Genomic DNA, 17,802 nt, shown 5'->3' on the forward strand with positions numbered 1-17,802 from the left:
CTCAAGACTTGGGGAGAGCGCAGCCCGATCTGTCTCTGCTGTAATATTGCCCCTTTTGCCTGCCTGCCCAGGTCAAAGGAGCCGCTTTAAAAGGTGCCATCCGCAGGGAGGGGTTTGAGCGGCAGCGGCGGTTGGCCTAGGCGGCGCGGCGGCGCGGGCGCTTGTGCTCAGACTTTTTCTTGTAGCCAACGGCCTGGGCTGCGCGCTGTCAGAGCCGAAGAGCAATCGCAGGCTTTCCTTAGCTGTGCTGGGTATATTCAATGGCGCAAAACGTTGCCCCCTGCGGGTCTCGAATCAGCGTAAACTTGCCCGTGCCCTCAATCAATATCGGTGGCAACAACACCTGGCCCCCCAAGGCTTTAGCCTGTTCGGCGATCGCATCCACATCTTCCACCGTAATGTACACTCCCCAGGTCGGCGGCATATTGGCCTGGTTGGGTGGCGGTGGGGCCATACCGCCAATCTCCTTTCCTCCCACCTCTATGACAGTGTAGGGAATGTCGCCAAGAGGGCCTTCTTTGAGCGTCCAGCCAAACAGGGGGCCGTAAAACTCCTTGGCAGCGGCAACATCGGGAGTAATTAGCTCGCACCAGCTAAACGCACCAGGCTGCTGAAAGGGGTCCATAGCTGACTCCATAAGGGGCAAAAGCCGAGGCACCAAACAGACGGATGAAGGCTACCTGGCTTTAGATAGCATAGGGGCAAGTTACCCCTTGATTACGCCCTATCAGTCGTTTTTCTGCCACTTCAAAAACTTCCCTCGACCCAACGCCTGGCGAGAAGAGGTAGGCGAGGGCAGCGGCATTCTTTTTGATCTTCTCCTGGGGTTGTAGCTGTGATTCAGTTGATTCCCCCGCAGCATAAAAACCCCGTCACGTTGCCGAGGTAACGTGACGGGGCTGATCACCTTAGCAGCGCTCAAGCGCCAGTCGCTAGAACCGCACCGTGCTGCCGGTAATGCTCTGGAACTCAAACTCACCCACAGCCTCGCGGTAGGTGCGACGGGTGTCGCGCAGCATGCTGATCGCCAGCCGCTCGCCCAGCAGGTTACCGCCGGTTTCGATGCCGGTGCCGGGGCGATCGCAGCCCGCATTGGGTCCCGAGGTGGTGCCATCGGTGCGCCAGTGCATGCCCGCCCCATCGCGGAACAGGGTAACGTTGGCGATCAGCTTGTTCAGCTCGCCGTGGATGGTGAGTTTTTCGCCTCGGTAGTCGGCCAGCTTAGAGCCACCATCCACCGGCACCTTGGGGTTGGGGAAGGGGCCATCGGCAAAGTAGGCCTTCGCCACCGTCGCCGCCGCCGCCACAAAGGCCGAGTGGCCACCGGGGTAGGCGGGGTGGGTGGGCGACCCTTCGGGGAAGCCCATGGGCAGCAGCCAGTTACCCTGGCAATCGCCCCGGTTTTGGGCCACATTTTGCTGGCGGTTGTGCTCAAAGATGCGATCGAGCACCTGGGTACGCCGCCACACATCGGCCCCCTCGCCAAAGAAGTCGTTAAACTTCTCACTGTCGCAGGGGTTTTCACTGTGGCCCAAAACACCGCGACGAAACAGTTCTAGGCGCTGGGCATAGACCTCAGGCCGCAGACGGCGGTGCACACACCACTTCTGGAACCAGGCGTGCTTGAGGGCATAGACCCCGGCCAGCCCAGCCTGAATGCTGATGTCTGGCCCGCCCAGGCTGCCAAAAGCATCCGATGTGGTGATGTCTCTGCCGTAGGGCACGGCCTTTGACAACGCCGCCTTCTGGCCCAGCAGCTGGATGGTAGCCCACAGCCCGGCCTGGTGCGGAAAGTCAATATGCACCCACTGCCCCGCATCCCGCAGGGTGGTGATGTAGCGAGTGCCGTCGATAATATCGGTATTGCTGGGGTCGATATCGCCATTGTTGACCCGGTTCCAGGTGTCGAGGTCGGTCATGTAGTCGAGACCGGGGCGCGGGTAGCGCTGCTGCTGACGAATGGGCTGGTTGCCAAAGTTAAAGTCTTGCAGCAAAAACTGCGACACGTGGGGGCCAACATTGCAGCCCGCGTAGGGGCCGCGAAACAGCGTTTGGGGCGTGCAGACAAAGCCAAACTGGTCGTCAAAGCCCACGGCATTGAGGTCGTCGCAGGCGGCTTGAATCAGGCCGCTGTTGGCGTACTGGTCAAAGGGCACATCGCGGCAGAGGGCCATCCAGTAGCGCTCGACCATGTCGATGGCGGTGCTGCGGCTGTCAAAGGTGGGGGCAGCGGCCATGCGCGCCCCGTTAGAGTCATTGCCGATCTGCTGGTAAGAAAACGCATTCAGCGGGTTGACCAGCTTGCGCTTGCCGCCGCCCAGCTGCACCTGCTCGAGAGCGGCTTGGGTACCAGCCTGCAGCGCATCGAGCAGCGATTGAAACGAGCTGGGGTCAACCAGACCGTTGACGTTGTGGGCCAAACCCTTAGAGAACGAGGCAAAGCCCGGAAAGCCAATGTGCTTAAAGCGATCTTCGTCGCCGTTGATGGCGGGCGGCGTGACGCTAAAGTCGCCAGCGGCATCGTCACGCTCTTGGTCGCGCAGGGCCGCCGCCTCGGTGCGGCGAGCTTCGTAGTCGCGCTGTTGGGCATTGTTGTACTGGCAGTCAACCATGGGGATGTTCCTTAGTGAATGGGCTAGTGAATCGCCAACCTCGGACTGGAGGGCGGTAACCTCTGAATCGGCCTCCGGAAGCGCCAGGATCGTTGGCCCTTCGGGAGCAAATAACCGCTGCAAAAAGTTGACCATCGTCCTGGAATCCATAGGGCAATAGGGGGTTAAGGCAGAACCTGGAAGCCAGAATTCTTAAGCCGGGAACGCACCGCTGAAGCAGCGAGCAAAACCCCAGCGATCGCTAAAAACCTTAGTGATGTGGGGTTTCAACCGTTGCAATAGATTTAAGGTAGACGGCACTGAGCGGCAAACCACAGTACCCCCACGGGTACTCTTTGCCGCCGTGAACCAGGCCCATCCCGTGAGATTGCCGTTCAGCCACATCAAATTCAGCCGCATCGAACGCAGCTAGAGAGAATGGGGCGGAGAGATCTTAAGTGTGGCTAGGTTTTGGGTGAGGCTACCTGGGGCCGATCTAAGCTCAGAGCACCCCAGCTCGATAGGGTTTGAGCCGAGAGGCCGGGCTGATGGGGGCGATCGCCGCCGCTTGCCGCTCGCGCCTTTGGCAGCCTGTTCACTAACCCGCAGAGTTGACACATGGCTTACCCCTTCCGAATTTGGTCACATCTTTGACCTGAAACACCACGTTGGTAGAGAAAAATGCCGCCGGGCTATAGCCCGAGTTGCGTCGTTGAATACCGCAGAACCCCAGAAACGTTCAGCATTTCTGGGGTTCTGTCGGTGTGATAGGGCTGGAGCTTAGGGCAGTGCGGGCGGTTGCAGGCGGGCCGTCCACACCCGCTCAAAGGAAACGTTTTCCTGGCGGAAGGCCTCGCGCAGACTGTCGGCGGCGGTAGCGCTGAATTCGCAAATGCGGCGGCGGCGGTCTTTTGAGATCAGGTGCGCAGCTTTTGGATGCGGCGAATCGCTAAGCAGGGGTGAAGAGTAGGATTAGCCCTCATTGCTTGAAAATAAGCTTCTGTGAGGGGAGGAGTATCGAGCGACAAGACCAGAATGCGGGGCAGGTCAGATTGAGGGCAGAGCGTGATAGCTTCCGTAAAAACAACTGAATCGCCAGAAGGCTTGGAGCAGTTTCCAGGTGTAGGGTTGCAGGTCTGGCTCACTTGCAATGGCGAACTTACCTGGGTCAAAATTCCACAGCACGGCTCAATCTCCTGATGTTTGGCGGGATGCAGTCCCTCGGCGGCAGTTTGATCGTCGCCGAGGGAGGTTGGATCTAGGCTTCGACTTGCAACGTTGGCACCATCTTGACCGGGTTGGCCAGGTTCCAGAAGTTGGGCGAGGATGCGATCGTCGCCTCATACATCTGCTGGAATTTTTCGGGGCTGGCGTCGCCCTTGACCGTCATCGTCCAGCGCAGGTCTTGATACCCGGCGTGGACAGACGCGTCTAGCTTGAGCATGCCGCGCACGTCGAGGCTGCCGGTGCTGTGGATCTCTACCTTCTCTAGCCGAATGCCCTCTACCGAGCAAAATTCGACAAAGGTGGCCATAATGCAGGCATTAACCCCTGCCAGCAGCACTTCCTGAGGGTTTGGCCCCATGTTGGTGCCGCCCAGCTCCTCCGGCTCGTCGATGGTGAGCGAGAAGTTGCGGGCGTAGGGCTGCCCAGCCCAGTCGAAAGATTTGATGCGGGTCAGCGATCGCGTACCGTCTACCCAGGCCGTAGTGGCATGGAACTCTAGCTGAGCATGGGCGGTATCTTGCTGAATGGCGGCAATCAGGTCAGTAATGCCGCTGGGAGCAAAGCCATTGATGGTGTACACGGTTTGGGTTGTCATAGGTCAAACTCCTTGGTTTTGGTAAAAAAAGACAATCGAAGCTGTGAAATGACCGCAGCCATTTCGTTTTGGATTCGTTGCGCGATTAGATCACTGTGTGGTTAGCTCGCTGCACAGTGAGTTGTCGTCCGATAAAAAATCGTGGCCCAGGGCCGCAATTTGGTCGTATCCTGCGGCGCTCAACGCTTGCACACTTTGCTTAAAGCTGGGGTGAGTCATCCCGGCGATCAGAAAGGCGTTCTGGTATGACCGCTCTTGAATGCGCTGAATCTCATCCCGCTCAGTGATAGAAAATTTTCGCCTGATTGCCCGCTCTAGGCTGGTAATGTCAAGTTGCACCTGGGCCTTGAGGCCCTGATCAAGGTAGCGAATGATGGCGAGGTAGTCATCAACGGCAGCGGCGATCGCATCAGAGCCCAGACTTTGAGCCATCGACTCCACCATCAGGGCATCGAGGCGGGCGTGCTGGGCCTCCTCCTGCCAGTGGTGCTTCAGCAGGCGGCAAAACTGCGGGTCGAGGTCGTCTTGCTGGCCGCGCACACTTTCGAGAAAGTGCCGCTGGGTCATCCACTCAATGTGCAGCGTTACCAGGGCTACTCCTAAAGGGCTGTGGCTGAGCACGAAGTCGGCAATGGCCTGAGGTGGCCCGATCCCCTCGCAGCGGTGGCCAAACCCAGCCTCAAAGGCCGTCGCAAACTGGCGAAACAGGCGAATGTGCTTGCTCTCTTCGGCGGCAAAGCCCAGGTAGGCCTGGGTGGCCGCAATGTCATCACAGCCCAGAGTTTTGGCGTGGTCCACCACTAGCGGCAGAATGAACTCTTCCACCAGGCCAAACAGGTGCAGGTAGCTGTGGCTGCGAATGTGGTTCAGGGCTAAAGATTCTCTGGCGCTGAGGCCGGGAATCTGCGCCTGTACCAATGCCTCGGGCAAAAAAGGTCGGGCAAAGTCGAGGGGCCGATGAGGGCCAATCAGATCTTCCACCTGCCAACTCACCCGCGCGGCATCCTTGAGAATGGCCGGGTAGCTGTACTTCGGAACGGTTGCGGCGGTCATAAAACCTCCTTGAAATAAAACGGGACTAGTCAGGGTTGAACCGGAAGGCTCATCACCTGGGCTTCAACTTGTCTTCAGAGTAGATAGAGGGGCGTCGCCAGTTCGTCGCTAAACCCTCCCGGCAACGTCACCCCACGTCGAAACAGCGGTTCAGGCGGCGGCGGGCAGCACCCCAAGCTGGCCTAGCAGGGTAGCGGTGTCGGGGTAGAGCCAGGTTTCGGCAATTTGCCCCTGCTCCATGCGGTAGAAGGCTACGCCTGTGAAATCGAGGGCGTTGCCAGTGGCAGGGATGCCGAAGAGGTCTCCAGCATGGCGTCCGGTGATGGCGTAGCGCACCGCGATGTGCTCGCCTTCGGCAGCGATCGCCAGAATCCTGCACTCCTGTTCCGCCACGCCGCCATTCCAGTGGCGAAAGAACGCCTTGTACTCTTCACGGCTGGCGGGGCTTTTGCCGCCGGGAAAGTGGTGGGTGACGATGGATGGGGCAACCAGGCGATCGATCGCCTCCAGTTCGCCCCGGTGGGTGGTGGCAAAGAATTCTCGGATGACCTGCTTGTGCTGCTCTAGCTGAGCCTGGTCAACGGAAGAAGTCGAGGTTGCAAACATGGGTTATATCTCCTGAAAGAAAAACGTGGGCTAGGCAGCGATCGCCATCATGTGCTCCAGGGCCTGCTGGTCGGGGCCGGGGGTCGGTGTGGCCAACCGCGCCTGCTGTAGATAGTCGATCAGCCGATCGGTCATGCCCCAGGCCGGGGGCAGGTGGCTGCTGAGAATGACCTGGGGCTGAAGCTGGCGCAGGGGGGCGATCGCCCGATTCAACGCGCTGGCCTCCACCAGCGGCAGCCAGGGGGCGTCCACCATCGTCCAGTTGATCAAGCCGTCGCGCAGCGCATCGGGGGGAATGGCCTGGGCCGTTTCGGCGGGCTGCTGCATCAGTGCCCCAAAGCAGTCGGAGCTAAACAGAATGCGGTTGTCGGGGTCAAATAGCCCGGTGGTTTCGGGCGCGTCAAAGACCGGGGGCCGCAGGGCGACAACGGTGCGATCGCCCAAATCCAGACGCTGGCCCGGATTCAGCAAATACACTCGATTCAGCGGAAACTGCAGCAGCCCCAGCTTGCCCATGCCCAAAAAGGTGGTGACGATGTGCGCCCTGGGGGCCAGAGCCATCAGCTCGGCCAGGTTGCCCAGGTGGTCGGGGTCGGTGTGGGTGAGGTAGATCCAGGCCAGGTCAGCAGGGTCGATCAGCTGTGAGAGGCGGTCAAGAAACTCACTGCCCAGAGCCGCTAGCCCGGTGTCAATCAATATCGGCTGGGCGGCACGAATGAGAAAAGCATTCACCGGCAGCATGCCCGCGCCGGGTACCGGCAGGTAGGCGGGCAGAACAAAGGTGTCGGCAGCAATGCGCTGGGGGGCGAGCATGGTGGATGCTTGCATGGGGGTCTCCTTGGTTGGGTGAATGGGTAGGTGAGTGGGCGGGTGGATGGGTGGGCGGGTAGGGGCTAGGGTGCGGGAGTAAGGGGGAAGAGTTCAGCATTGCGAGGGCAGCGATCGCCCCTCTAACCGGGGTTTAGGCAGAAGGGCGATCGCCATCAGAACTAGACCATGACCTCTCTAATGCCCGCCCCAAGCTGTAGTTGGCTGGGCATCACGGCCCTGGCGGTGATCGCAGTCGCCTCTGACCAAACCGGGGTGAGTCGAATCTGTATGGCGCTAAAGGTGGGGTTGTGCTGAATGTGCTGGCCAATATCGCTGTTGAGATAGGCGATCGCCGCCGCCTCGCTGTCAAACCAGTAGATGCCGCCCGCCTCTCGTTTGGCTTCATTCATCAGCCAAGTTTTCCAGACCAGGCCGGGCACCTGGGCGATCGCTAGCGCCAGGTCTAGCCCAGTTTGTTTCACCTGTTCTGCTGGGGCGTCAAACGCAAAATTCATCTGTAAAATGCAGCTCATGGCTACCTCCGATGTCGGGTGTTTTCAGTACACCAACCATCATGGGTGAGGCTCAAATAAACGTGATGATCAAGCCGTGATCATCTGATGAGAAAGCTGTGACAGCCATCTATACCAATGCTTTTAGCCCTTAGAATCGGATTGTATAGAGGTTTTAAACAGCTCAGAGATTAAATTTTTGCGTGTGGCCTCAACCGATATGGCGGCTGTTCAATCCAGATCAATTCAATCGATCTAGCCAAGCCAAAGTTTGTGCAAATAATTCTGAAGAATGTGCAAGACACCCTGCGTTCCGCCGCCCATAATTGCGATAGCGCCCTTGCGACCGTAGCCATTTCGATCGCCCCGGAGTGACCTATGCCGACCATTCAAGAACGCCTTCGACGGCAGGCCCAGCAGAGCTTTGTAGGGCGCGGTGCCGAACTTGATCTGCTGTGGCAAGCCCTGGAGCCTGACGGGCCTTTGGTTACATTTGTGTCGGGCATTGGCGGCATGGGCAAATCGGCGCTGCTGCACGCTTTTGTCGAGCAGCTTCAGGCGCGAAATATCACCGTGCTCCAGCTCGACTGTCGCGCTATACAGCCCAGCGAGCCGGGGGTGCTGGAGGCCCTGGGGCATCTCCTCGAAACCACCTTTACTACCGCTGCCGATGTTGCCGCCGCCCTCGATCGCCTACCGCAGCCGGTGGTGATCACCTTCGACACCTACGAGCTGTTTCGTCTGCTCGACGCCTGGCTGCGACAGGAGTTTGTGCCCGCGCTGCCCGATCGCGTGCGGCTGTTTTTCGTTGGACGCGAGGCTCCGGTATCGGCCTGGTGGCTAGCGCCCGGTTGGCAGGGGCTATGCCAGCACCTGGCGCTCGACAGCCTGGATACCGTGGCGGCAACGGCGCTGCTGCGGCAGGCGGGGGTGGCCCCAGGTCAGGTTGAGGCCATTGCCCGCTTTGCCCACGGCCATCCCCTGGCGCTGAAGCTGGCGGCGGCCCTGGCCGAGCGGCCCGACCTCAGCGTGGCCCAAATGGAGGGGCAGACTGTGGTCAGCGAGCTGGCCCGCATTTACCTGCAAGATGTGCGCGACCCGGTGACGCGACAGGTGCTAGAGGCCGCCTCAGTGGTGCGGCGCACAACGCGATCGCTGCTGGCCGCCATGGTGCCCGACCTGCCCGAAAATGACGCCCGCGATCGCCTGCTGGCCCTGCCCTTTGTCTCGATGAACCAGGACGGGCTGGTGCTGCACGACATGGTGCAGCAGGCAATGGGCAGCTTTTTGCAGACCACCGACCCGGCTAAATATCAGCTCTATCGCAGTCGGGCCTGGCAGCAGCTGCGGCAGGAGTGGGCCACGGCGGGGCAAACCCACCGCTGGCGCTACACCGCCGATATGCTGTACCTGATTGAGCACCGCATGGTACGCGACGCGTTTTTTCCGGCGGGGGCGCACACCCTGGCGGTCGAACCGGCTAAGCCCGAGGATGGGGCGGGGATAGTCGCGATCGCTCAGCTCCATGAGGGTGAACAGGCCGCAGCTCGACTGCAAAACTTTTGGCATCAGGTGCCCACCGCCTTCCGCGCCGTCCGGGATGCTGCCAATGAGTTAGTCGGCTTTTCTCAGGTATTTGACCCGATGCAGGTGCCCGAAGCGCTGCTGCTGGCCGACCCCATCAATCAGTTTTGGTGGCAAGCCTTGCAGGCGAACCCGGTGCCAGCCGGGCAGCGCGTCTTTTTCATTCGCCGCGCCCTGGGCAAACTCACCGGGGAAGCCCTGTCAAAAATTCAGGCCGCCTGCTGGCTCGATGCCAAACGCCTGTATCTCGAACATCTAGACACCCTGCGGCGGGTCTACATTGTGTTTCAAAGCATTGATGAGCAGGGGCCAATTGTTGAAAAACTGAGCTTTCGCCCCCTGGGGAATGGCATTGAGCTGGAGGGGCAGCTCTACTACTGCTACTGCCTCGACTTTGGCCCCCAGCAGGTGATGGGCTGGCTCAGCGGGCTGGTGGATGCCCAATACGGGTGCCCAATATCGGCCCCGGCTTCAGAAGTACTCCCCGAACCATTAACCGAGGCATCGCCTGCCTCCAGCTGGTTTGATGTCGAGGGCCACGCCCTGATCATTGACGGGGAGCAAGTGCCCCTCACCCCGCTGGAATACGGCGTTTTGGCCTATCTACACAGCCACCCCGGCAAAGCAGTCAGCCGCATGACCCTGCTAGAGGACGTCTGGGGTTACGACTACGAAGGCGGCAGTAACGTGGTGGACTCGATCGTGCGATCGCTGCGTAAAAAACTGGGACCGCACAGTGGAGCGATCGCCACCGTTACAGGCGTCGGCTACCGCTTCGATGGCTTTTCGTAAAACCTATTCCAGTCAACGCAGATATCCCCGGCAAACCTGCTCGGTGGACACCAGCAGCAGGAAAGACCAAAGCAAAGCTTCTCGATGCCGCCCACGCCCTGGTGATGGGCCACGGGCTGGCGGGCACCTCTATTGACATGGTGCTGGCCAAGGCCGAAGTTACCAAGGGGGCCTTTTTCTACCACTACAAGACCAAAGCTGACCTGGCCCAGGCGCTGGTGCAGCGCTACAGCGATCGCGATGCCGCCCACCTGGAGGCCACCCTAGCCCGCGCCGAAACCCTCAGCCGCGATCCGCTCCAGCAAATTCTAGAGTTTATCGGCCTGTGGCAAGACGACGTTGAGCAGGTGGCTGACCCCGCCGCTGGCGGCCTGATCGCCTCCTACGTCTACCAGTTTGAGGATCTGGCCCCCGAGATTCGCACCATCTCAGCCGAGTCGTTTTTGCTGTGGCGGCAGCGGCTGGGGGCCAAGTTTGAGGCGGCGATCGCCCAGCATCCCCCCCGCTACCCCGTCACCGCAACATCGTTAGCGGATGCCCTGGTCTCGGTTTTTGAAGGCGGCTTTGTAATGACCCGCGTGCTGCAAGACCCCACCCAACTCGCCCAGCAGCTGGTTCACTACCGCAACTACATCGAGCTGCTGTTCGACAGACCCGACCCACTATGAGGCAGGCTGCCAGGTGACTAGGGCTACTTTCCACTGGGCATCAGGCTGCTTATGCAAAATCCACAGGTGGGTACCAGAGGCCGCCAAAATTTCGCCGCTTTCTGGCGATACAAAACGGGTTGTATAGCGACTGGTTTTGTAAGCCAAGCGGCCATGGCCAGTGATTTCGACTTGTTCTGTGGTTAGTTCCACAATCTGCACATCGCTTTCCAATAGTGAACAGGCTGCATCTTTGCCGACAATCATCTCGGCGTTGGGCACCAGCCAGCGCACATCGTCCGTGCAGAACTGTAGTACCTCAAGGCCGTTGCCCGCCAGTTCTAGCTCAATCCAGCGGCGATGAATGTGCCCGATCGCGTCGAGGTCGTCTGTGGGTAAGGTGAGCATTTTCTCGCTATCTAGAAGATATTTATACCGATGGGTAACGCAGTATCCGCACCACAATCCCCCGCTTCCTTGAGGCCAAACTGTCGGGGCAAGTGACATTTGCCCTGCCCCTGAACGTCTGAATCGACGGCCACCATATAGATTTCGCCCATGCTGTCCTCGGCGTGCAGCTTGGCGGCGGCAAAGCCAACCGGAGTACCCGATGCGATCGCAACCCACACCTGAGTATCCGCTACTGCGCAAATCTTTTCAAAGGCCATCTAAAGCCAATTCAATAGAGTTGAGCTGAGGTCAAGGACTCTTAACGGCTGTGCTTCTGCCTATTGCCATTTCAACCGTGTGATATTCGGCGTCTACATCTTCTAAAACAGCCGCCGCTTTCTTAAAGTTGCCCGAAGGAGCAAGTTCTTCAAGCTGCCGACAGAGTTGACTTAGCCTCATCACACCCAGAGACGCGCTGCTAGATTTGAGACCGTGGGCAAGGCGCTGAAGTTCGTTGAGATCCTGCTGAAGAACGGCAGTTTTTATAGACTTGAGAAGAATCGGTGTATCGGCAAGATAAAAATCAATTAGCTCGGCAATGGTTTCTCCGGTATCATCTCCCATGGCCTTACGCAGCCTTGCTAAAACGAGGGGGTCAAAGGTCACAGCAGCCGGAGCAATTGTTGGCTCAGGGGCCGTTTCGTCAGAGGCAGACAGTTCTGAAAACGGCTGTAGGGGACGGCACTGACTCAAGACCTGAGCCAGTGCTTCGAGACGAATGGGTTTGCTGATGTAGTCATGCATGCCAGCACTGAGGCATTTTTCGCGATCGCCCTGCATGGCATTTGCCGTCATCGCAATGAGGTGAGGACGAGTCTGCGGCGCATAGGTCTGGTGAATTCGACGAGCGGCTTCTAACCCATCCATCTCGGGCATTTGCACATCTAGAAGAACAACATCGTAGGGCTGTCGCTGCAGCGCCTCCAGCACCTCCAGTCCATTGCCCACAACGTCGGCCCGGTATCCCAAGCGCTGCAGCATCAGCAGGGCAAGTTTTTGGTTGACTAAATGATCCTCCGCCAGCAGAATTCGCAGCGCCTGTTTTGTAGCTGACTCAAGCGATTCCTTCGGGTTAGAGCACGATTGCAGCTTTGAGGGCGGCTGCTCTTGGAACAGGTGAGTCAACGTAGCGTAGAGCTGAGTAGGCTTAATTGGCTTGTTGAGAAAGGCGGCAAGGCGGCTTTGATCCGGCTGAGTCAGGTGCTCAGGTTTACCCATTGAGGTCAGCATGACCAGCGGCAACTGGGCAGAGCCGGGCAAAGCTTGAATATGGGCTGCCAGCATCAGACCGTCCATGACAGGCATTTGCATGTCCAAAATGGCCAGATCGAAGCATGGGTTTTGCTGCAGTAGCGCTAAAGCTTCTGTGCCAGAGGCGGCGGCTACAGAGCGCATTTGCCACCTGTGAGCATACTGGCTCAAAATTTGTCGATTGATGGCACTATCGTCGACAATTAGCACCTGTCTACCGGCAAGAGAAGCCGGAATATTTGAGTGTTCAGGGTTGAAGCTTGCTTCGACAATGACGGTGAAGTAGAACGTTGATCCTACATTTGTTTGGCTTTCAACCCATAGTTTACCGCCCATCAGCTCGCTCAACCTGTGACTAATAACCAGGCCTAGTCCGGTACCGCCATAATGGCGAGTTGTAGACGAATCGACCTGGCTAAATGCCTTAAAGAGCCGCTCTTGCTTATCTGCTGGAATGCCAATACCGGTATCTTTCACCGCAAACTGAATTTCAAACAGCGGCTGAGTCACTTTGAGCTGAGCGGCATTGAGGGCATTAGCATCTAGCTGTCGGGCTTTGACAGCTACGACCACCTCTCCTGCTTCAGTAAATTTGACGGCGTTGTTGATCAAATTCACCAAGATTTGCCGCAGCCGAGTAACGTCGCCCAAAACGAATGCGGGCACGTTGGGCTCTGCCAAATAGGCCAGCTCTAACCCTTTTTGGGCCGCATTTGGAGCGAGTAAATCCAGAGCTTCTTCCAAACAGGTAAACAGGTTAAAGGGCTGCTGCTCTAGCTCTAGCTTGCCCGACTCAATTTTTGAAAAGTCTAAGATATCGTTAATGATGGTTAAAAGCGACTCGCCGCTGGTGCGGATAATTTCAATATAGTCGCGCTGGGCTGCGGTTAAGTTCATATCCAGCAGCAGCCCGGTCATACCAATAACGGCATTCATAGGAGTGCGTATTTCATGGCTCATGGTGGCCAAAAAATCGCTTTTGGCCTGGTTCGCCCGGTCGGCAACCTGTCTGGCTTGCTCTAGGGCCAGGTTTTGGCTTTGTAGCTCTACCTCGGCCTGTTTATGGGCCGTGATGTCGCTTACGGTGCCAATAAAGCCTGTGATTTGACTGTCGCTGTTGAGCAGGGGCATCGCCTGACTAAAAACCCAGGCCATCGAGCCATCCGTTCTCAAATATCTGAACTCTAGGGCAAACTCCCGTTGAGCCTGAACCGCCTTTTCCCATTCATCTAAGACTCGCTGGCGATCTTCAGGGTGAACAGTGGTTGCCCACCTATCTCCCAGAGCTGCCTGGGGAGAGAGCTGAGCGACCTGGCACCAGCGATCGTTGACGTAGGTACAGTGTCCCTGAGCATTGGTCAGAAAAATCCCGACGGGGGCAAAGCGTGACAGCGTGCGGAAGCGCCGTTCGCTTTCCTGCAGGGCCTGCTCTGCTTGTTTGCGCTGAATGAACTGACCGATCTGGCTGCCTGCCGCCATCAGCATGTTGATCAAATCTTGGTCTAGGGGTTGGACTTGGCGGCTGAAGAACACCATAACGCCCAGCACGCTGCCCCCGTAGATAATAGGCAAGCCAAAGGCGCTGCGCAGCCCTGCTTTGGCGGCGCAGTTTGCTCTAGGGCAGTAGTCTGCCTGAAGAACGTCACTGATCCAGCTGGGCGCTTCTTGCTGCCAAACTCGCTGAGGAAGGCCAATTCCGGTGGATAGGGGAAACTGCTGGGTAAGGCGGCTAAAGTCTTCTAGTGGTGTCTGGCGCTGACACCAGGTAGCGACGCTGTGCAGTTGGTCATTCTGGTCATTTACGAGCCAAAGCTCGCCCGTTGCCCAACCGAGACTGCCGCAAATGGCCTGCATAATTCTGGCCATTCCAGCCTCTAGACGCAGATCTTTAGCCAGAATACGAGCGATCGCATACTGCGTTTGCAGGCGCTGTTCAGTTCGTTTGCGATCGCTGATGTCGGTAACGCTGCCCTCGTAGCCAACGGTTTGCCCCTGAGCGTCGTACAGCACCCGGGCATTCTCTAATATCCAGATCACATCGCCGCCCTTACAGTAGACCTGGGCCTCAAAATTAGACACCCGGCCCCTGGCCTGCATCTGGCGCACAAACCGCTGGCGCTGGACCGGCCTGACATAGAGCTGGTGCTCGATATCGGTAACCGTAGCCATCAGCTCCTCCGCTGAGGCGTAGCCCAAGATTTGGGCCATCATCGGGTTTACCTTGAGGTAGTAACCCGTCGTAGTCGTGCGGTACAGTCCCTCAACTGCATGCTCAAACAGGTCGCGGTACTCAGCTTCGGTCTGCTGCCGTTCGGCCATAGTTTGAGCCAGCTGATTGAGACTGCGCCGCAGCTTTAGCTGGCTCATCACCTGCTGGGCAATAGCCGATAACGCCTCTAGCTGTGGCTCCGTCAAATGCTTAGGAATCCGATCGAGCACGCAGAGAGTGCCCAGGGCGTAGCCATCGTCTGTTACTAGCGGCACCCCGTGATAGCTGCGAATATGAGGCTCTCCCAAAACCAGCGGGTTATCGGCGAAGCGCTGATCATTGAGCGCATCTGGCACCTCAAAGACATTGGGTGCAAGGATGGCATGGGCACAAAAGGCCACATCTCGACCGGTCTCAGCGACTCCCAAACCTACCCTGGATTTAAACCACTGGCGATTACTGTCCAGCAGGCTGATCAGCGCAATGGGCGTTCCACAGACGTAGGCGGCCAGCTTGGCTAAATCGTCAAAGGCAGCTTCTGCCTCAGTATCAAGGATGTTGTACCCCATCAGCGCTGCAAGCCGTTGATTTTCATTGAGGGGAAGGGGAGCCTGCTTCATCGAAACCTCTTAAGCGTCAGGGGCCACACAGTTCGGTCGTCGCCGCCAGCAACATGAGCCAGCCACGCCATCTCTATAAGATTTCCCGCTGTTGGAATAGGCCCAACCTCGCGTTGAAATGAGATTGTCCTATCAAGCGCCAATCGCCTTTTATAGCTGTAGCCAATCGAGTTAGGACGTTTGTCAGACGAACCTACAAACGTTTGAACGTTTGTAGGCTTTATTGAAAACATCGACGCCCGCGCCTAGAGTGATGGTAAAGTCGCCCCTCTTCCCTAACCCTCTGCCAGCAGCTTGTAGATATCCTTGCCAGGTCTTGAGATAGGGCTGCGTCTCGCCCTAGGGCAGGTATTCGCCCTGCTGCCGGGTTTGGGGGGCATGATGCAGAGGAGCGATCGCATCTAGGAGCACAGCATGGTTCCCCTTGGTTTACAGGCCGGTTTGTGGGGATTACTGGCCGGATCGGCCCTGCTGCTAGGGGCCGTAATCGGCTACTACATTTCCCTTTCGGGCCGGATTATTGCGGCGATTATGGCCTTTGGGGCCGGGGTGCTGATCTCGGCCCTCGCCTTTGAGCTGATGGATGAAGCCTATCGGCGGGGCGGTTTTGACTCAACCGCTGCAGGCTTTCTCGGTGGAGCGATTCTCTACACGCTGGCGAATCAGTATTTGGCTGTTCAGGGGGCGCGCCATCGCAAACGGTCGGGGCAGCGGCAGCCCAGCGAGACGGAGAACAGCGGCAGCGGCCTGGCGATCGCCGTGGGGGCGCTGCTCGATGGTGTGCCAGAATCGATTGCCATTGGCATCAGCATGATTGAGGGCGGTGCCGTCAGCTGGGTAACGGTGGCAGCGGTGTTTCTCTCCAACGTGCCGGAAGGGTTATCTAGCGCGGCTGGCATGAAGCAGTCGGGGCGATCGCAGCTCTATATCTTTGGGGTTTGGGGGCTGATTGCCGCTGTCTCCGGCGTTTCGGCCCTGGCAGGATACAGCGTTTTTAGCCAGTTCTCCACGGAGCTGATTGCCGCCACCCTGGCGATCGCGGCTGGGGCCATTCTGGCGATGATTTCCGACACGATGATGCCGGAGGCCTTTGCGCAGGCCCATGACTTTGCCGGGCTAATCACCGTCTGCGGCTTTTTGACGGCGTTTGTGCTGAGCAAGCTCGGGGGCTAAAGTATCGGGCCATTTAACCCCTAAGCCAGACTAAAAGCTTAGCCTGCCTGCTTTAGAGCAGAATTGACGGAACGGTTGATCTCTCCTTTGGCAGACCCCAAAACGATGCCACTTGCCAAGAAACTTCGTATACTAAGCTTTAGAACTCGAAATAAATGTATGTCAACGGCGCAAACGAATTTGCCCCTCCCCCTTACGTCTACTCTGGCCCCCTGGCAGGAAGTGCGAGCACCCCACGGTCTGGGCTACCGGATTCGCCTGATGGCCCAGCTGATGAGCCGGTTGTTTCAGGAGAAGCTCGACCCCTACGGCCTGACCCCGTTTCACTGGGTGGTGCTGTGCTGTCTTTGGCAACAGGATGGCCAGGCGACTTCCCAAATTGGCGAAAAACTGAGCCAGGTGGGGGGCACCATGACCGGCGTAATCGACCGCATGGAGGAGCGCGGTCTGGTGCGGCGCGAGCGCGACGGTCGCGATCGCCGCATCTGGCGCATCTGGCTCACCGATATGGGCCGCCAGCTCGAAGCAACCCTGCCTCCCCTGGCGTTGGAGGTGCGTGAGGCGGCCTTTGCTGGCATTACTGAGGCTGAGCAAAAGCTGATCTCGGATGCGGTCGATCGCGCGATCGCAAACCTGGCCCATCCCTAGGCTGCTGCTTAGCTGATAGCTGAGGCCAGATTTTACGCTGAACCCACCTTCGCCTTCTTAAATACTACGCACCCTAACCTTTCTTACTCTTAATACTTCCTTAGTCAGCAACCATGCCTACTCAAGAGTCCACCACCAATCAACACCAGAATGGCCACCGAACCGGGGGCACCGCTGAAGCTGCGCCGGTCGAGCCGCCTGCGATCGAGGCACCAGCCGCCGCTGAGCCTTCGCACAAGTCACCGCGATCGCCCCAGCCTGGCTTCAAGCGTCGCCTGCCGCTGCTGGTGCTGGCGGGGGCGGGGCTGATTGCCGGGGGCACCTTTGGCAGCCGCTGGTGGGCCTACGCCTCTACCCACGAAGAAACCGACAACGCCCAGATTCAGGGCCATGTCTACCAGATCAGCAGCCGGGTAGCGGGCACGGTTGAGCAAATCGCCGTGGATGATAACCAGCGGGTGGCCGCCGGAGACCTGCTGGTGCAGCTCGATCCCCACGATTACGAGGTGAAAGTACAGCAGGCCCAGGCCGCCCTCGACGCGGCTCAAAAACAGGCCCAGGCCGCTCAAGCCTCCATTGCCCAGGCCGATACCAGCGCCCAGGCCCAGGTCACCAGTGCCCAGGGCGGTATTACCGGCGCGGGGGCCGCGATCGCCGATGCCCAGGCGGCCCTCATCGCCGCTCGGGCAGGGGTGCCCGTAGCCCAGGCCGGCGTAACCCAGGCCGACGCTACCCTGCAAAAAGCCGCCACCGACTACCAGCGCTATCAGTCGCTCTACGCCCAGGGGGCCATCTCAGCTCAAGATCGCGATGCCGCCCGACAGGCCTATGATACTAAATCCGACTTGGCTACCCCTGAAATGGTGTAGGATTAGGGAATGCCTAGACCCCTCCATCTCGAACCTCGTTTTTCAGCCGACGAGCTTAAAGCGCGGTATCGCGCAAGCGGTGACCCGGTCGAGTCACGACGGTGGCATCTGCTGTGGCTGGTTCACACGCAAACGACCCTGACGGATGCGGCTAAAGCCGTTGGA

Annotated in this window: 16 protein-coding genes; 5 read left to right on the top strand and 11 right to left on the bottom strand. The window is 58.5% G+C overall.

Annotation, left to right across the window (positions count from 1 at the left end; genetic code table 11):
• Nucleotides 1–238: 238 nt before the first annotated feature.
• The 8 genes from ACQ4N7_RS25815 to ACQ4N7_RS25850 all read right to left on the bottom strand — a co-directional run bounded on the left by ACQ4N7_RS25815 (nucleotide 239) and on the right by ACQ4N7_RS25850 (nucleotide 7,397).
• Nucleotides 239–625 (bottom strand): VOC family protein, encoded by a 387-nt coding sequence (locus ACQ4N7_RS25815; RefSeq protein ID WP_430714317.1) that lies wholly within the window; start codon nucleotides 623–625, stop codon nucleotides 239–241.
• Between the two features lie 307 nt (nucleotides 626–932).
• A complete protein-coding gene (locus tag ACQ4N7_RS25820; RefSeq protein WP_430714318.1) occupies nucleotides 933–2,612 on the bottom strand; it encodes a phosphatidic acid phosphatase in 1,680 nt (559 codons plus the stop codon).
• A gap of 443 nt (nucleotides 2,613–3,055) precedes the next feature.
• Nucleotides 3,056–3,211 (bottom strand): hypothetical protein, encoded by a 156-nt coding sequence (locus ACQ4N7_RS25825; RefSeq protein WP_430714319.1) that lies wholly within the window; start codon nucleotides 3,209–3,211, stop codon nucleotides 3,056–3,058.
• A gap of 638 nt (nucleotides 3,212–3,849) precedes the next feature.
• Nucleotides 3,850–4,413 carry an OsmC family protein gene (locus ACQ4N7_RS25830; protein ID WP_430714320.1) on the bottom strand — a complete coding sequence of 188 codons (564 nt, stop codon included), beginning with the start codon at nucleotides 4,411–4,413 and terminating at the stop codon, nucleotides 3,850–3,852.
• Nucleotides 4,414–4,503: 90 nt separating this feature from the next.
• Nucleotides 4,504–5,466, bottom strand: coding sequence for a hypothetical protein (locus ACQ4N7_RS25835; protein WP_430714321.1), 963 nt, complete (start codon nucleotides 5,464–5,466; stop codon nucleotides 4,504–4,506).
• Nucleotides 5,467–5,616: 150 nt separating this feature from the next.
• Entirely contained in the window at nucleotides 5,617–6,072 is a 456-nt protein-coding gene (locus ACQ4N7_RS25840) for an ester cyclase (protein ID WP_430714322.1), read from the bottom strand.
• A 30-nt stretch (nucleotides 6,073–6,102) separates the two neighbouring features.
• Entirely contained in the window at nucleotides 6,103–6,900 is a 798-nt protein-coding gene (locus tag ACQ4N7_RS25845; RefSeq protein ID WP_430714323.1) for an MBL fold metallo-hydrolase, read from the bottom strand.
• A 161-nt stretch (nucleotides 6,901–7,061) separates the two neighbouring features.
• Nucleotides 7,062–7,397: a YdhR family protein gene (locus tag ACQ4N7_RS25850; RefSeq protein WP_430714324.1), complete on the bottom strand. Its 336-nt coding sequence runs from the start codon at nucleotides 7,395–7,397 to the stop codon at nucleotides 7,062–7,064.
• 375 nt (nucleotides 7,398–7,772) lie between these two features.
• Between ACQ4N7_RS25850 and ACQ4N7_RS25855 the strand changes: the two genes are divergently transcribed.
• Nucleotides 7,773–9,770, top strand: a complete 1,998-nt coding sequence (locus ACQ4N7_RS25855) for a winged helix-turn-helix domain-containing protein (RefSeq protein ID WP_430714325.1) — start codon at nucleotides 7,773–7,775, stop codon at nucleotides 9,768–9,770.
• Between the two features lie 23 nt (nucleotides 9,771–9,793).
• Nucleotides 9,794–10,438 (top strand): TetR/AcrR family transcriptional regulator, encoded by a 645-nt coding sequence (locus tag ACQ4N7_RS25860; protein WP_430714332.1) that lies wholly within the window; start codon nucleotides 9,794–9,796, stop codon nucleotides 10,436–10,438.
• On the opposite strand, the gene ACQ4N7_RS25865 is transcribed toward ACQ4N7_RS25860, so the two are convergent.
• From ACQ4N7_RS25865 to ACQ4N7_RS25875, 3 genes are read right to left on the bottom strand one after another with little or no spacing between them, the layout of a single operon-like run.
• Nucleotides 10,433–10,825 (bottom strand): YybH family protein, encoded by a 393-nt coding sequence (locus tag ACQ4N7_RS25865; protein ID WP_430714326.1) that lies wholly within the window; start codon nucleotides 10,823–10,825, stop codon nucleotides 10,433–10,435. The two genes, ACQ4N7_RS25860 and ACQ4N7_RS25865, sit on opposite strands and share 6 nt — an antisense overlap.
• An 11-nt stretch (nucleotides 10,826–10,836) precedes the next feature.
• Nucleotides 10,837–11,085: a GNAT family N-acetyltransferase gene (locus tag ACQ4N7_RS25870; protein ID WP_430714327.1), complete on the bottom strand. Its 249-nt coding sequence runs from the start codon at nucleotides 11,083–11,085 to the stop codon at nucleotides 10,837–10,839.
• Nucleotides 11,086–11,116: 31 nt separating this feature from the next.
• A complete protein-coding gene (locus ACQ4N7_RS25875) occupies nucleotides 11,117–14,947 on the bottom strand; it encodes a response regulator (RefSeq protein ID WP_430714328.1) in 3,831 nt (1,276 codons plus the stop codon).
• 414 nt (nucleotides 14,948–15,361) lie between these two features.
• Here ACQ4N7_RS25875 and ACQ4N7_RS25880 point away from each other — a divergent pair, with 414 nt between their 5' ends.
• The 3 genes from ACQ4N7_RS25880 to ACQ4N7_RS25890 all read left to right on the top strand — a co-directional run bounded on the left by ACQ4N7_RS25880 (nucleotide 15,362) and on the right by ACQ4N7_RS25890 (nucleotide 17,637).
• On the top strand, nucleotides 15,362–16,120 hold the full coding sequence (locus ACQ4N7_RS25880; RefSeq protein WP_430714329.1) for a ZIP family metal transporter: 759 nt from the start codon (nucleotides 15,362–15,364) through the stop codon (nucleotides 16,118–16,120).
• 159 nt (nucleotides 16,121–16,279) lie between these two features.
• On the top strand, nucleotides 16,280–16,768 hold the full coding sequence (locus ACQ4N7_RS25885; protein WP_430714330.1) for a MarR family winged helix-turn-helix transcriptional regulator: 489 nt from the start codon (nucleotides 16,280–16,282) through the stop codon (nucleotides 16,766–16,768).
• Nucleotides 16,769–16,881: 113 nt separating this feature from the next.
• Nucleotides 16,882–17,637 carry an HlyD family secretion protein gene (locus ACQ4N7_RS25890; RefSeq protein ID WP_430714331.1) on the top strand — a complete coding sequence of 252 codons (756 nt, stop codon included), beginning with the start codon at nucleotides 16,882–16,884 and terminating at the stop codon, nucleotides 17,635–17,637.
• Nucleotides 17,638–17,802: the final 165 nt, after the last annotated feature.

The sequence above is a fragment of the Nodosilinea sp. AN01ver1 genome, from assembly GCF_050565655.1.
Taxonomy (GTDB): Bacteria; Cyanobacteriota; Cyanobacteriia; order Phormidesmidales; family Phormidesmidaceae; genus Nodosilinea.

What these genes read in the sequence shown, in the direction of transcription:
- ACQ4N7_RS25815 (WP_430714317.1), bottom strand. Translation starts at nt 625, where the DNA reads ATGGACCCCTTTCAGCAGCCTGGTGCGTTTAGCTGGTGCGAGCTAATT.
- ACQ4N7_RS25820 (WP_430714318.1), bottom strand. Translation starts at nt 2,612, where the DNA reads ATGGTTGACTGCCAGTACAACAATGCCCAACAGCGCGACTACGAAGCT.
- ACQ4N7_RS25825 (WP_430714319.1), bottom strand. Translation starts at nt 3,211, where the DNA reads ATGTGTCAACTCTGCGGGTTAGTGAACAGGCTGCCAAAGGCGCGAGCG.
- ACQ4N7_RS25830 (WP_430714320.1), bottom strand. Translation starts at nt 4,413, where the DNA reads ATGACAACCCAAACCGTGTACACCATCAATGGCTTTGCTCCCAGCGGC.
- ACQ4N7_RS25835 (WP_430714321.1), bottom strand. Translation starts at nt 5,466, where the DNA reads ATGACCGCCGCAACCGTTCCGAAGTACAGCTACCCGGCCATTCTCAAG.
- ACQ4N7_RS25840 (WP_430714322.1), bottom strand. Translation starts at nt 6,072, where the DNA reads ATGTTTGCAACCTCGACTTCTTCCGTTGACCAGGCTCAGCTAGAGCAG.
- ACQ4N7_RS25845 (WP_430714323.1), bottom strand. Translation starts at nt 6,900, where the DNA reads ATGCAAGCATCCACCATGCTCGCCCCCCAGCGCATTGCTGCCGACACC.
- ACQ4N7_RS25850 (WP_430714324.1), bottom strand. Translation starts at nt 7,397, where the DNA reads ATGAATTTTGCGTTTGACGCCCCAGCAGAACAGGTGAAACAAACTGGG.
- ACQ4N7_RS25855 (WP_430714325.1), top strand. Translation starts at nt 7,773, where the DNA reads ATGCCGACCATTCAAGAACGCCTTCGACGGCAGGCCCAGCAGAGCTTT.
- ACQ4N7_RS25865 (WP_430714326.1), bottom strand. Translation starts at nt 10,825, where the DNA reads ATGCTCACCTTACCCACAGACGACCTCGACGCGATCGGGCACATTCAT.
- ACQ4N7_RS25870 (WP_430714327.1), bottom strand. Translation starts at nt 11,085, where the DNA reads ATGGCCTTTGAAAAGATTTGCGCAGTAGCGGATACTCAGGTGTGGGTT.
- ACQ4N7_RS25875 (WP_430714328.1), bottom strand. Translation starts at nt 14,947, where the DNA reads ATGAAGCAGGCTCCCCTTCCCCTCAATGAAAATCAACGGCTTGCAGCG.
- ACQ4N7_RS25880 (WP_430714329.1), top strand. Translation starts at nt 15,362, where the DNA reads ATGGTTCCCCTTGGTTTACAGGCCGGTTTGTGGGGATTACTGGCCGGA.
- ACQ4N7_RS25885 (WP_430714330.1), top strand. Translation starts at nt 16,280, where the DNA reads ATGTCAACGGCGCAAACGAATTTGCCCCTCCCCCTTACGTCTACTCTG.
- ACQ4N7_RS25890 (WP_430714331.1), top strand. Translation starts at nt 16,882, where the DNA reads ATGCCTACTCAAGAGTCCACCACCAATCAACACCAGAATGGCCACCGA.